At 71.9% G+C, this 13,523-nt stretch carries 10 protein-coding genes; 8 read left to right on the top strand and 2 right to left on the bottom strand.

Translation table 11 applies throughout. The features are described from left to right. Positions 1-28 precede the first annotated feature (28 nt). The 6 genes from AB0H82_RS19050 to AB0H82_RS19025 all read left to right on the top strand — a co-directional run bounded on the left by AB0H82_RS19050 (position 29) and on the right by AB0H82_RS19025 (position 6,342). Positions 29-1,198: an ABC transporter ATP-binding protein gene (locus AB0H82_RS19050; protein ID WP_362994139.1), complete on the top strand. Its 1,170-nt coding sequence runs from the start codon at positions 29-31 to the stop codon at positions 1,196-1,198. Beyond that, the gene (locus AB0H82_RS19045) at positions 1,195-2,130 is read left to right on the top strand and encodes an ABC transporter permease (RefSeq protein ID WP_362994137.1); all 936 of its coding nucleotides are present in this window, start codon (positions 1,195-1,197) and stop codon (positions 2,128-2,130) included. The genes AB0H82_RS19050 and AB0H82_RS19045 overlap by 4 nt, the downstream gene beginning before the upstream one ends. Further along, the gene (locus tag AB0H82_RS19040) at positions 2,130-2,933 is read left to right on the top strand and encodes an ABC transporter permease (protein WP_362994135.1); all 804 of its coding nucleotides are present in this window, start codon (positions 2,130-2,132) and stop codon (positions 2,931-2,933) included. The genes AB0H82_RS19045 and AB0H82_RS19040 overlap by 1 nt, the downstream gene beginning before the upstream one ends. A 49-nt stretch (positions 2,934-2,982) precedes the next feature. Beyond that, entirely contained in the window at positions 2,983-4,401 is a 1,419-nt protein-coding gene (locus AB0H82_RS19035) for an FAD-dependent oxidoreductase (RefSeq protein WP_362994133.1), read from the top strand. Positions 4,402-4,631: 230 nt separating this feature from the next. Beyond that, on the top strand, positions 4,632-5,105 hold the full coding sequence (locus AB0H82_RS19030) for a hypothetical protein (RefSeq protein ID WP_362994131.1): 474 nt from the start codon (positions 4,632-4,634) through the stop codon (positions 5,103-5,105). A gap of 127 nt (positions 5,106-5,232) precedes the next feature. After that, positions 5,233-6,342 (top strand): chitinase, encoded by a 1,110-nt coding sequence (locus AB0H82_RS19025; RefSeq protein ID WP_362994129.1) that lies wholly within the window; start codon positions 5,233-5,235, stop codon positions 6,340-6,342. On the opposite strand, the gene AB0H82_RS19020 is transcribed toward AB0H82_RS19025, so the two are convergent. Both AB0H82_RS19020 and gabT read right to left on the bottom strand, forming a co-directional pair. After that, the gene (locus AB0H82_RS19020; RefSeq protein ID WP_362994127.1) at positions 6,281-6,958 is read right to left on the bottom strand and encodes a phosphatase PAP2 family protein; all 678 of its coding nucleotides are present in this window, start codon (positions 6,956-6,958) and stop codon (positions 6,281-6,283) included. The genes AB0H82_RS19025 and AB0H82_RS19020 overlap by 62 nt on opposite strands. A 441-nt stretch (positions 6,959-7,399) precedes the next feature. Beyond that, positions 7,400-8,734, bottom strand: a complete 1,335-nt coding sequence (gabT, locus tag AB0H82_RS19015; protein WP_362994125.1) for a 4-aminobutyrate--2-oxoglutarate transaminase — start codon at positions 8,732-8,734, stop codon at positions 7,400-7,402. A 309-nt stretch (positions 8,735-9,043) separates the two neighbouring features. Between gabT and AB0H82_RS19010 the strand changes: the two genes are divergently transcribed. Then, the gene (locus tag AB0H82_RS19010; protein ID WP_362994123.1) at positions 9,044-11,536 is read left to right on the top strand and encodes an ATP/GTP-binding protein; all 2,493 of its coding nucleotides are present in this window, start codon (positions 9,044-9,046) and stop codon (positions 11,534-11,536) included. Positions 11,537-11,747: 211 nt separating this feature from the next. Continuing rightward, the gene (locus tag AB0H82_RS19005; protein WP_362994121.1) at positions 11,748-13,457 is read left to right on the top strand and encodes a PucR family transcriptional regulator; all 1,710 of its coding nucleotides are present in this window, start codon (positions 11,748-11,750) and stop codon (positions 13,455-13,457) included. Positions 13,458-13,523 lie beyond the last annotated feature (66 nt).

Here is a 13,523-nt window from a genome sequence, read left to right as displayed (position 1 = left end):
TCCCCCTCGACTTCATCTGGACCCCACCATGACCTCTGCTCAAGAAACCGGCGGCGACGTCCGTCTCACCGGGATCAGCAAGACGTACGGCTCGTTCACCGCCGTGCACCCGCTCGACCTCACCGTGCCGCAGGGCTCCTTCTTCGCGCTGCTCGGCGCGTCCGGCTGCGGCAAGACCACCACGCTCCGCATGATCGCGGGCCTGGAGGAGCCGAGCTCCGGCACGGTCCGCCTCGGCGACCAGGACGTCACGGCCCTGCCGCCGTACAAGCGGCCCGTGAACACCGTCTTCCAGTCGTACGCCCTCTTCCCGCACCTCGACATCTTCGAGAACGTCGCCTTCGGACTGCGCCGACGCGGCATCAAGTCGGTGAAGAAGCAGGTCGGCGAGATGCTCGACCTGGTGCAGCTCGGCGAGCAGGCCCGCAAGAAGCCGCACCAGCTCTCCGGCGGCCAGCAGCAGCGCGTCGCCGTCGCCCGCGCACTGATCAACCACCCCAAGGTGCTCCTCCTCGACGAGCCCCTCGGCGCCCTCGACCTCAAGCTGCGCCGGCAGATGCAGCTGGAGCTCAAGCGCATCCAGACCGAGGTCGGCATCACCTTCGTGCACGTCACCCACGACCAGGAGGAGGCCATGACCATGGCCGACACCGTGGCCGTGATGAACGGCGGCCGCGTCGAACAGCTCGGCGCCCCCGCCGACCTCTACGAGAACCCGCGGACCACGTTCGTCGCCAACTTCCTCGGCACCTCGAACTTCATCGAGGCGGATATCCAGGCGGGCGCCGCCGGGAGCGGCGACGACCTGGTCGTCAAGGCGGGCGACTGCAAGCTGGCGCTGCCCGCCGCCCGATGTACCGGCCCCACCGCCACCGGCGGCAAGATCCTGGTCGGCGTACGGCCCGAGAAGATCTCCCTCACGCACGCCGACGACGCGGGGCTGATCCCCGAGGGCCGCAACCGCATCACCGGACGCATCGCCGACAGCAGCTTCATCGGCGTATCGACGCAGTATGTCGTCCAGAGCCCGGTCTGCCCGTCCTTCGAGGTGTACGCGCAGAACATCGAGCGCGACAGCCGCCTCGCCCCGGGCGCCGAGGTCGTCCTGCACTGGAACCCCGCGCACACCTTCGGCCTGGACGCCGCCCAGGATGTCGAGGCGGGCGTCGAGAAGGTCGAGGAGGACACCTCCGCATGACGACCGTGACCGACGCACCGCCGCCGAAGGCGCCCGCTCCGCAGGAGCCACCCGCGCGCACGCCACGCAAGCGCGGACGCCTCGTCCCCTACTGGCTGTTGCTCCCCGGCATCCTCTGGCTCGTCGTCTTCTTCGCGCTGCCGCTCGTCTACCAGGCGTCGACCTCCGTGCAGACCGGGTCGCTCGAAGAGGGCTTCAAGGTCACCTGGCACTTCGCCACCTACTGGGACGCAGCTGCCGACTACTGGCCGCACTTCCTGCGCTCGGTGCTCTACGCGGGCGCCGCCACGGTCCTGTGCCTGCTGCTCGGCTACCCGCTCGCCTACCTCATCGCGTTCCGCGCGGGCCGCTGGCGCAACATCATCCTCGTCCTGGTCATCGCGCCGTTCTTCACCAGCTTCCTCATCCGCACGCTGGCGTGGAAGACGATCCTCGCGGACGGCGGCCCCGTCGTGGGCGCCCTCAACTCCCTGCACGTCCTCGACGTCACCAGCTGGCTCGGCGTCACGGACGGCGACCGGGTCCTCGCCACGCCGCTCGCCGTGATCTGCGGACTCACCTACAACTTCCTGCCGTTCATGATCCTGCCGCTCTACACCTCGCTGGAGCGCATCGACGGCCGGCTGCACGAGGCTGCGGGCGACCTCTACGCCAAGCCGTCCACCACCTTCCGCAAGGTGACGTTCCCGCTCTCCATGCCGGGCGTCGTCTCCGGGACGCTGCTCACCTTCATCCCGGCGGCGGGCGACTACGTGAACGCGGATCTCCTCGGGTCGACCGACACCCGCATGGTCGGAAACGTCATCCAGACGCAGTTCCTGCGCATTCTGGACTATCCGACGGCCGCGGCGCTCTCCTTCATTCTCATGGCCGCCATCCTGTTCATGGTGACCTTCTACATCCGCAAGTCGGGGACGGAGGATCTCGTCTGATGGCCGCCTTCTTCCGCTGGCTCCGGCGCAATGTCGTGGTCATCGCGGGCCTGCTGACGCTCGCTTACCTGCTCCTTCCGAACGTCGTCGTGACGGTGTTCTCCTTCAACAAGCCGAAGGGGCGCTTCAATTACTCCTGGCAGGAATTCTCGCTCGACGCGTGGAAGGACCCGTGCGGTGTCGCCGACATGTGCGGGTCGCTCTCGCTGAGCCTGCAGATCGCCACCTGGGCGACGATCGGCGCGACCGTGCTCGGCACGATGATCGCCTTCGCGCTGGTGCGCTACCGGTTCCGCGCGCGCGGCGCCATCAACTCGCTGATCTTCCTGCCGATGGCGATGCCCGAGGTCGTCATGGCCGCCTCGCTGCTCACGCTCTTCCTCAACATGGGCGCGCAGCTCGGCTTCTGGACCGTCCTCATCGCCCACATCATGTTCTGCCTCAGCTTCGTGGTGACCGCCGTCAAGGCGCGCGTCATGTCGATGGACCCACGCCTGGAACAGGCCGCGCAGGACCTTTACGCCGGTCCCGTGCAGACGTTCCTGAGAGTCACGCTGCCCATCGCGGCACCGGGCATCGCGGCGGGCGCGCTGCTCGCCTTCGCGCTCTCCTTCGACGACTTCATCATCACGAATTTCAACGCGGGCTCGACTGTGACGTTCCCCATGTTCGTCTGGGGATCCGCGCAGCGCGGCACGCCCGTTCAGATCAATGTGATCGGTACGGCGATGTTCCTCGTCGCCGTGCTCCTCGTGCTCGCCGGAATGCTGGTCGGCAGGCGCCGCAACAAGCAGTCCCGGTAATCCCCGCAATTTCTGAGTGATCCCCGCCATTTCTGAAGGAGTGGAAATCATGGCCCCTAGCGCCATGACCCGTTTCACCAAGTCCCTCTCCGACGCCCGGCCGGTGTCCTTCTGGCTGGACGACCCCGGCAGGCCCGCCCCCGAGCCCGCCCTCACCGGCGACGACCGCTGCGACCTCCTCGTCGTCGGCGGCGGCTACAGCGGCCTGTGGACCGCGCTCATCGCCAAGGAGCGCGACCCGCGCCGCGACGTCGTCCTCGTCGAGGGCCGCGAGGCGGGCTGGGCCGCCTCCGGCCGCAACGGCGGCTTCTGCGCCGCCTCCCTCACGCACGGCATCGGCAACGGCCTGTCCCGCTGGCCGGGCGAGATCGCGAAGCTGGAGGAGCTCGGCGCCCGCAACCTCGACGAGATCGAGGCGGCCGTCAAGCGCTACTCCATCGACTGCGACTTCGAGCGCACCGGCGAGATCGACGTCGCCACCGAGCCGCACCAGCTGACCGAACTCCGCGAGATGTACGAGGAGATGGCCGAGCACGGCCTGGCCGGCGGCGCCGAACTCCTCGACGCGGACGCGCTGCGCGAACAGGTCGACTCGCCCACGTTCCTCGGCGGCCTCTGGGACCGCGACGGAGTCGCCATGCTGCACCCGGCGAAGCTGGCGTGGGGCCTGAAGCGGGTCTGCCTGGAGAAGGGCGTCCGGTTCTACGAGCACACCCCGGCCCTCGAACTGGCCTCCGCGGGCGGGGGAATGGCGATCCGCACGCCGTACGGCAGGGTCTTCGCCCGCCAGGTCGCGCTCGCCACGAACATCTTCCCCTCACTGGTCAAGCGCCTGCGCCCGTACACCGTCCCGGTCTACGACTACGCGCTGATGACCGAGCCGCTGACCGACGACCAGCTGGCGTCGATCGGCTGGCAGAACCGGCAGGGCCTCGGTGACAGCGCCAACCAGTTCCACTACTTCCGGCTCTCCGCCGACAACCGCGTCCTGTGGGGCGGCTACGACGCGATCTACCCGTTCGGCGGGAAGGTGCGGGCCGAGTACGACGACCGCCCCGAGACGTACGCGAAGCTCGCCGGGCACTTCTTCACCTGCTTCCCGCAGCTGGAGGGGGTGCGTTTCACGCACGCGTGGGGCGGCGCCATCGACACGTGCTCGCGCTTCTCCGCGTTCTTCGGCACGGCCCACAAGGGCCGCGTCGCGTACGCGGCGGGCTACACGGGCCTCGGTGTCGGGGCCACCCGGTTCGGCGCCGACGTCATGCTGGACCTGCTCTCCGGCGAGCGGACGGAGCGTACGGGCCTGGAGATGGTCCGCACGAAGCCGCTGCCGTTCCCGCCGGAGCCGTTCGCGTGGACCGGGGTCGCGCTGACCAAGTGGTCGCTCGCCAGGTCGGACGCCAACGGCGGCAAGCGGAACCTCTGGCTCAAGACGATGGACCGGCTGGGCCTGGGCTTCGACAGCTGAGGCTGGGCTTCGACGGCTGAGGCTGGGCTTCGACGGCTGAGCCCCGCCGCCGATCCGTGGCTGAGCGGGGCGTGATCAACCGGCGCACGCCCCGCCGTGCCTCTCTGCCCCCTTCACCACCTTTGCCCCCTTCACCACCGAGCGGTGGCGGGAACCCGCGTAATGCCCGGCGTCCGGACCCCTCTCACCTGTGACGCGCACCGTTGTCGCACAGGAAAGGAAGGTCCGGTATGACTGGCTCGGGTGGTTCGGGAGCGAAGTCGGCGGTCGAGTGGCTGGTGTCGGTGGCACCGAATCCGGAGGCCTGCCGCTGGGACTGGGAGCGCAATCCGCTCGGGGTCGCGCTCCTGCCCGCCGGGCGGCGCTGGGACGTGCTGATCCTCCCCGGCGGCCTCGGCTATCCCACACTCGACGTGCTGACCCGCTGCGTCGACCGTCCCGGCCCCGTGCTCGCCGACTTCGGCGACGAACGCATGGGGTTCTTCGTGCCGGCGGGCACGGTCTCGCGCTGGCTCGGCACGGGGGTGCGCGGCGCGGGCCGCGGCACCTGGATCGTCGTGCCCTACCCGGGCCGGGCCGCGGGCGGCGTCCGCTGGCTGGTCGCGCCGGACGGCTCCGGCACGCTGACGGACCCGGCGGTGCTCGAACTGGCGATGCACGAGGCGGCCGCGGGCCTGGCGCGGGACGAGCGGCAGGGGGAGTGAGCTGCCGGAACCCTTGACAACTCAATTGGTCTGGACCAAGTTGTCCGCGACCCGCCCTCCAATCCCCCCATCCCTGGAGGAAGTTGTGGATCGCTCTCCGCTGCCCCGGACCGGCCGGACAAGCCGCATGAGACGCCTCGCCGCGGCGGCCGTCGCGGCCTGCGCGCTCGCCGCGTCCGGCCCGCTCGCCACCCACGCGACCGCGTCCCCCGAACACCGGGCCGCCGCCGACCACACCCTCGTCGGCTACCTGCACACCAGCTTCGCCAACGGCTCCGGCTACACCCGGCTCGCGGACACCCCCGACAGCTGGGACATCATCGACCTCGCCTTCGGCGAACCCACCTCGGCGACCTCGGGCGACATCCGCTTCAGCCTCTGCCCCAAGGCCGAGTGCCCGAACGTCGAGACCAAGGAGGAGTTCAAGGCCGCGATCAGGGCGAAGCAGGCCGCGGGCAAGAAGGTCCTGATCTCCATCGGCGGCCAGAACGGCCAGGTGCAGCTCAAGACCGCGCAGGCCCGCTCCGCCTTCGTCTCCTCCGTCTCAGCGATCATCGACGAGTACGGACTCGACGGCCTGGACATCGACTTCGAGGGCCACTCGCTCTCCCTCGACGCCGCCGACACGGACTTCAAGAACCCGAAGACCCCCGCGATCGTCCATCTGATCTCGGCGGTGAAGACCCTCAAGGCGAAGTACGGCAGCGGCTTCACGCTCACCATGGCGCCCGAGACCTTCTTCGTGCAGCTCGGGTACCAGTTCTACGGCACCGGCAAGTGGGGCGGCCAGGACCCGCGCGCGGGCGCCTATCTCCCGGTCATCCACGCCCTGCGCGACGACCTCACGCTGCTGCACGTCCAGGACTACAACTCCGGGCCGATCATGGGCCTGGACAACCAGTACCACTTCATGGGCGGCGCGGACTTCCACGTCGCCATGACCGACATGCTGCTCACCGGCTTCCCCGTGGCAGGCGACAAGAACAACGTCTTCCCGCCCCTGCCGCCCGGGAAGGTCGCCATCGGCATGCCCGCCTCCGTCCACGCGGGCAACGGCCACGTGTCCACCGGCGAGGTCGACAAGGCCCTGAACTGCCTGACCAAGGGCAGCGACTGCGGCTCGTACAGGCCCCACGGCACCTGGCCGGAGCTGCGCGGCCTGATGACGTGGTCCATCAATTGGGACCGCTTCGGCAACTGGGAGTTCTCGAAGAACTTCGACGCGTACTTCGGCTGATCACCAGCGCCATCGCCTGCAGCAGCAGCGCGGACAGGCACCAGCTCGCCACCACGTCCAGCGGCCAGTGGTAACCCCGCCGCACCAGGCCGAACCCGACCCCGACGTTCAGCAGCACGCACCCGATGACCAGTTCGCGACGGCCGTACGCGCCACGCAGGAGCGGCAGCAGAAGCAGCGCCGCCGCCCCGTAGGCGACCGCGGCCGTCGCCGTGTGGCCCGAGGGGAAGTAGCCGCCGTGGCCGTCCGTGCCGGGCGGTCCCGGGCGGTCGATCACCGCCTTGAGCGGGGCGACGAGCGCGGGGACCGCGGCCATGGCGACGGCGGCGGCCACGGCGGGCAGCCACCAGCGGAACGTACCGGCACGGTGGCCGCGCCAGGCGGTGTACGCGAGGACGGCGGCGAGGACCGGCACGGCGACCGTGACGTTGCCGAGGTCGGCGAGGAACTCCGCCGCGCGGCCGGGGAAGTGACTGTCGGCGAGGGCACGTGCGGCCCGCTCGTCGGCGCGGCGCACCGGCCCGCCGACGGCCACCGGCCAGGTGAGGAGCGCGAAGAGCAGAGCGCACAGGGAGAGCGAGAGGGCCGTCCGCCGCGGGACGGATGGTGCGTGCATGGAGCACAGCCTCGCAGGAGACATGCCGAAGGGCCGGCGCAGGGGGGGAGCGCGCCGGCCCTTCGGTCGGTCGGCCGGGCCGGAAGGTCCGAGGGGGCCTGCTCGCGCGGGCCCGTCGGGGGGAGTCTCCGGGGCGGCCCACCGGATCGGTGGACCGCGCGCCCCGGGGGGTTTGGGGCGAGCGGCCGTCCGATCGGTGAGGAGTTCCGGAGCCAGAGGCTCCGGCAGTGTGCGCTGGGCACGACCAGGGCGGGGCTGGGGAGGCTCCACCGTGGTGCCGCCCACAGTCCCCTGTGGGCGGGTGTCTCTCTCAACTGCAGAAACCGTACGGCAGGCGATTGCGGGCCGACAGACGGTTCGGCAACCCGTCATGGGGCCCGCACACCTTCTTCACACGCCCCGACGGTCGGGGCCCGAAGGTGACGCCGCGTACCGGGACGCTCAGACGCGGGCGAACGCGCCCTCGATGATGTCCAGGCCCTCGTTCAGCAGGTCGTCGCCGATGACCAGCGGCGGCAGGAAGCGCAGGACGTTGCCGTACGTGCCGCAGGTGAGGACGAGCAGGCCCTCGGCGTGACAGGCCTTGGCCAGGGCGGCGGTCGCCTCGGGGTTCGGCTCCTTGGTCGTACGGTCCTTGACGAGCTCGATGGCGATCATCGCGCCGCGGCCGCGGATGTCGCCGATGATGTCGAACTTCTCGGCCATGGCGGACAGCCGGGCCTTCATGACCGACTCGATGTTCTTCGCCTTGGCGTTGAGGTCGAGCTCCTTCATCGTCTCGATGGCGCCGAGCGCACCGGCGCAGGCCACCGGGTTACCGCCGTAGGTGCCGCCGAGGCCGCCCGCGTGCGGGGCGTCCATGATCTCGGCGCGGCCCGTGACGGCGGCGAGCGGCAGACCGCCCGCGATGCCCTTGGCGGTGGTGATCAGGTCGGGGACGATGCCCTCGTCCTCGCAGGCGAACCACTGGCCGGTGCGGCAGAAGCCGGACTGGATCTCGTCGGCCACGAAGACGATGCCGTTGTCGTTGGCGAACTTCACGATCTCGGGCAGGAAGCCCTTCGCGGGCTCGATGAAGCCGCCCTCGCCGAGCACCGGCTCGATGATGATCGCGGCGACGTTGTCGGCGCCGACCTGCTTGTTGATCATGTCGATGGCCTGCTTGGCGGCCTCGGGTCCTGCGTTCTCGGCACCGGTCGGCCAGCGGTAGCCGTAGGCGACCGGGACGCGGTAGACCTCGGGGGCGAACGGGCCGAAGCCGTGCTTGTACGGCATGTTCTTGGCGGTCAGCGCCATCGTGAGGTTGGTGCGGCCGTGGTAGCCGTGGTCGAAGACGACGACGGCCTGGCGCTTGGTGTGCGCACGGGCGATCTTGACGGCGTTCTCGACGGCCTCGGCGCCGGAGTTGAACAGTGCCGACTTCTTCTCGTGGTCACCCGGCGTGAGCTCCGCGAGCGCCTCGGCGACGGCGACGTAGCCCTCGTACGGCGTGACCATGAAACAGGTGTGGGTGAAGTCCGCCAGCTGCGCGGAGGCCCGGCGCACGACGGCCTCGGCGGAGGCGCCCACGGACGTCACGGCGATGCCGGAGCCGAAGTCGATCAGACGGTTGCCGTCGACGTCCTCGATGATGCCGCCGCCCGCGCGCGCGGCGAAGACGGGCAGTACGGAGCCCACGCCACCGGCGACCACGGCGGTACGGCGGGCCTGCAGCTCCTGCGACTTCGGGCCGGGAATGGCGGTGACGACGCGGCGCTCCTGCGGAAGGGCAGTCATGAGGGGCTCCTGTTGCTGACGGGGGTGGGGCGACGTTACGGACGCTCTACTGCTTTCTTCGCAGGTTAGGGGCGGCGCCAGGGGGCGGGCATGCTCCACACGGGAGTCGTTCGGCGCGGCGGTTGTCCGCGGTGGACATAGGCGGTCGCCCGTGGGGGACATAGCGGCGGTTCCGTCCCGCGCCGCCCATGGCCCGCCGTGAGCTGCCGCGTTCCCCGCGATCCCGGGCGCGTATCCGATGAACTCCCCTTGTACGGGCACTAGATTGGCCCGCGAACCAGGAGAGCGGCAGGCCAGGGGGCAAGAATCATGGATTCCGACGGCACGCAGGACGCGCGGGGCACGCATGCCACTCCCGTGCCGCGCCCGGCGGAGAGCCCGCCGCGCCTGCCCGTGGGCCCACCGGCCGAGCCGCCGACACTGCCACCGGCCCCGGTCCAGGCGCCGGCACCCGGCCAGCCACCGGCCCCGGCCCAGCCACCGGCCCCGGTCCAGCCGCCGGTGCCGCGCCGGCCGCCCTCGCACCTCTCGGACATCGCCGACTGGCTGAGCGCGCCGCGCCCGAAGGCCGCCCTCGGCATCTGGCGGTTCCGGCACGTCCCGCCGCCCCCGGAAGGACAGGACGGCCGGCGCATGGACCGGGCCCTGGTGGCCGGTCTGCTGATCTCGCTGCTCCTCGGCCTGTTCGTCTGGTCCGTGTGGCGGCGCGGGGCCCTCCCGTACCAGGCGACGCTCATCAAGCTGTTCATCCCGGACGAGTGGTTCTACGCGGGGACCCTCCACCCGAAGGAACAGCACTGGCAGGGCGACGAATACCTGACGGTCGTCGACGGGGTCTTCTTCGGCCTCGTGGTCTACGGCATCGGCCGGCTCGGCAACTGGAGCGAGGCGTTCAAGCACGTCATCGCCCGCAGGGAACAGCCCGTCCGGCTGATCCGCTCGGCGCTCGGCGCCCTGATCGTGCTGATGTTCGTCTGGCCCGACGCCTTTCCCGGCGTCTCCTGGGACGCGCTGCCCATCGCCACCCCCGTGATGTCCCTGACCGCGCTCTGCACCGGCGGCTACGAGGTCTTCGAGGCCGAGAGCGTCACCTACGGGCTGTACGCGGTGATCACCGCGGCGGTCCTCTGGCCCTTCGCTCGGCTCGGGGACTGGTGGGGCGTCGTGCGCGACTGGTCGGCCCGGCCGAAGCGGAACCCGCAGCTGCCGCCCCGCCCGGCGGGGCCCGCCCCGGTGGCGCCCCGCTCCCAGTGGCCGGAGCTGCGCGGGGCCGGACAGGACCGGGCGGCCGACGTGCTCTCCGCCGAGGTCCTCGCCGGCCGGATGAACGACGTCGACTGCGTCCGGGTGCGCCGCGCCTGGCGCGACGCGCAGCGGAACCCCGCGCTGCTCACCTCCTTCACCGAAACCGTGCTGCGGAAGGGCGCGGCCGCCTGGACGCACCCTTCCGGGGCCCGGGACCTCCCGTCGCGCACCGCGCCCCACGACCTGCTCGTCGGGCAGGTGCGCATCGGCCGGTGCGTGCCCGAGGACCGCAACCCGTGGGCGAGCCGCGGCGCGGGCATCGCCCTGGAGACGGCGGTGCTCGGCACCTCGCTCCTGGCGGTCGGCCCGTCCGGGGCGGGCAAGACCGAACGCCTCGTCAGGCCCGTGGTCGAGTCCCTGGCCCTGCAGGCACTCACCGGCCGCTGCGCGGTCGTCGTGGCCGGCCCCGCGGGCGCGCCGCTCGGCGCCGACGACGGGTACGACGTCGTCGTCAAGCTCGGCGACCCCTCATCGACGCACGACCTCGACCTCTACGCCGGCGCCACGGACCCCGACGAGGCCGCGTCCTTCCTGGCCGAAGGACTCGTCGGCGACCTCGGAACGGTGGACAGCCGACGGGCTGCCACGACGCTGGCCCAGGTGCTCGGCCCCTACTGGACCGCGTACGGCCGCTTCCCCTCCGTGTCCGTGCTGCGCGAGCTGCTCGAAGGCGTGCCCTCGGCGGTGTCGGAGCTGCGCACCGCCCTCGCCGCCGACGACCACGCCGTGATGCGGCGCGAACTCGACGCGCGCGTCCGCCAGCAGGGCAGCCCCGCCGACCCGGGCCCGGCCCTCGCCGACCGGCTCGCCCTCCTGGACCGGCCCGCGTTCGCCGGGTTCTTCGGCGCGGGCACCGAAAGCCCCTTCTCGCTGCGCGCCGTCGTGCACCACCCCATGCGGGTCCGCGTCGACCTGCCCGAGCGGGGCCACGCGGAGGCGTCCCGGCTGATCGCCCGCCTCCTCCTCGCCCAGTTCAACGCCGTGGCGCACACCCGCGACGACCGCGCGCACTTCATCTGCCTCGTCCTCGACGACGCCACCCGCACCGTGACCAACGAGACGATCCGCGGCATCCAGCGCCTGCGGTCGGCGAACGCGGGAGTGGTCCTCGCACTGCGCACCGTGAGTGACGTACCGGAGGCGCTGCAGGGGCCGCTGTACGCGACCGTCGGTTGCCGTATGGCGTTCTCGGGCGTCTCGACCTGGGACGGTAGACGCTTTGCGGAGGCCTGGGGCAAGCAGTGGGTCGAGACGCGCGAGGTCGCCGAGCACGCGGTCTTCGCGGACCAGCCGATGACCCGCGCGCTGCACGCCCTGCGCAAACTGGTGACCGGCAAGGCGGTGACGAGGGACGCCGTCACCGTCCGTCAGGTCGAGCGCGAGCGCTGGTCGGCGTCCGAGCTGGCACACGGGGTGCCAGCGGGACACGCGGTGCTCTCACTGACCGACGTACGCGGTGAGTACGCGCCTCCGCTCCTGGTGGACCTGCGGTCCTGAGGCGGTGGGAAGGGTGCCCCGAGCCCGTGCGGAGCGGGCCTGAAAGGGCCTGGACGGGGCACCCGGGGACTCCGGCACCGGCGACCCCCGCGGACCTGCGCGTACGAAGTGTTCGGTCTCGACCGCACCGTACAGTGAGGCAGAATCGACACAGGTCGTTCATACGGACCGGCCAAAAGATCCACATCCCTGCCGCAGACCTGAAGGTCCCATGCCGCCCACGCTCGCCTCGCTCGTCCACCACTCCGCGCTCAAGCTGACCGTGCGTGCGGGCGAGGAACGCCTGGACGCCCCCGTCCGCTGGGCGCACGCCAGCGAACTCGCCGACCCGGTCCCCTATATGGAGGGCGGCGAACTCCTCCTGATCACCGCGCTGAAGCTGGACGCGGAGGACCCGGAGGCCATGCGGCGCTACGTGAAGCGGCTCGCCGGCGCGGGCGTCGTCGGCCTCGGCTTCGCCGTCGGCGTGCACTACCCCGACATCCCCAAGGCCCTCGTCGACGCCGCGACCGACGCGGGGCTCCCGCTCATCGAGGTGCCGCGGCGCACCCCCTTCCTCGCCATCAGCAAGGCCGTCTCCGCGGCCATCGCCGCCGAGCAGTACCAGGCCGTGACGGCGGGCTTCGCCGCCCAGCGCGAGCTGACCAGGCAGGCCCTCAGCGACGGCCCCGAAGGGCTGCTCCTCTCGCTCGCCGGGCAGGTCGACGGATGGGCCGCGCTGTACGACGCGTCCGGCGCCGTCGTCGCCGCCGCACCCGAGTGGGCCGCGCGCCGCGCCGCCCGGCTCACCGCCGACGTCGAACGCCTGCGGGAGCGCCCGGCGCCCGCCAGCTCCGTCGTCGCGGGCGCCGAGGACCGCATCGAGCTCCACTCGCTCGGCACGGGACGCAGGCCGCGCGCCGCGCTCGCCGTCGGCACGGCGTCGACCCTCGGCACCGCCGAGCGGTACGCGGTGCACTCCGCCATCGCGCTGCTCACCCTCACCACGGAACGGTCCCGGTCGCTGCACGCCGCCGAGCAGCGCATCGGTGCGGCCGTGCTGCGCATGCTGCTCGCCGGGGAGCCCGACCACGCGCGGACCGTCGCGGGCGATCTGTACGGCGGGCTCCTGGACGCGCCGTTCCGCCTCGTCGTCGCGGAGGTGGCGTCCGCGTCGGCGGCCCGGGTGCGGGCGGGCGCCGCGGACACCGGCGAGGGCGGCGGCGCCCCGGACGCCGCCCCTGGCACCGCCTCCGCCGCCGTGCTCGCCGCGGTGGCCGACGCCTCGGGCGGCGGCGACCAGCTCGCCGGGCTCGTCGACGTCGTCGAGGCCGCGGCCGCGCGCTCCGGCGAGGCGCTGCTCGTCGTCCCGTACGGGGAACGGCTCGTGCTGCTCGTGCGGGACGGCGGCGCGGGAGCGCGGGCCTGCGCGGAGTACGCGGCGGCGCTGGAGGCGGGCCGGGGCGCCGCGGGGCGCGAGGCCGCGGCTTCCGGCGCTTCCGGCGAGGAGGCCGAGCTGGTGATGGGCCTCTCCGCACCGGCAGGCCCGATCGCCGCCGCCACCGCCTACAAGCAGTCCGAGCAGGCGCTCTCCGTCGCGCGGCGGCGCGGCCGCACCCTCGTCGAGCACGAGGAACTGGCCGCGGGGTCAGTCCTTCCCCTCCTCGCGGACGACGCGGTGCGGGCCTTCGCGGACGGCCTGCTGCGGGCGCTGCACGAGCACGACGCGACCGGCCGCGGCGACCTCGTCGCCTCCCTCCGGGCGTGGCTCTCCCGCCACGGCCAGTGGGACGCGGCGGCAGCCGACCTCGGCGTCCACCGCCACACCCTGCGCTACCGCATGCGCAGAGTCGAGGAGATCCTCGGCCGCTCCCTGGACGACCCGGACGTCCGCATGGAGCTGTGGCTGTCGCTCAAGGCAACCTCAATAACCCCAGACTGAGCAGGCCGCGCCCGCGCGCGGCGCTGCGAGCGGGCGGGGCACGTGGCAGGACGATCCGTCGACGGC

Origin of the sequence: Streptomyces sp. NPDC050732, from assembly GCF_040654255.1 — a bacterium.
GTDB lineage: Bacteria > Actinomycetota > Actinomycetes > Streptomycetales > Streptomycetaceae > Streptomyces.
The sequence above is the reverse complement of the archived record's forward strand: the minus strand, read 5'-3'. Positions and strand labels throughout refer to the sequence as shown.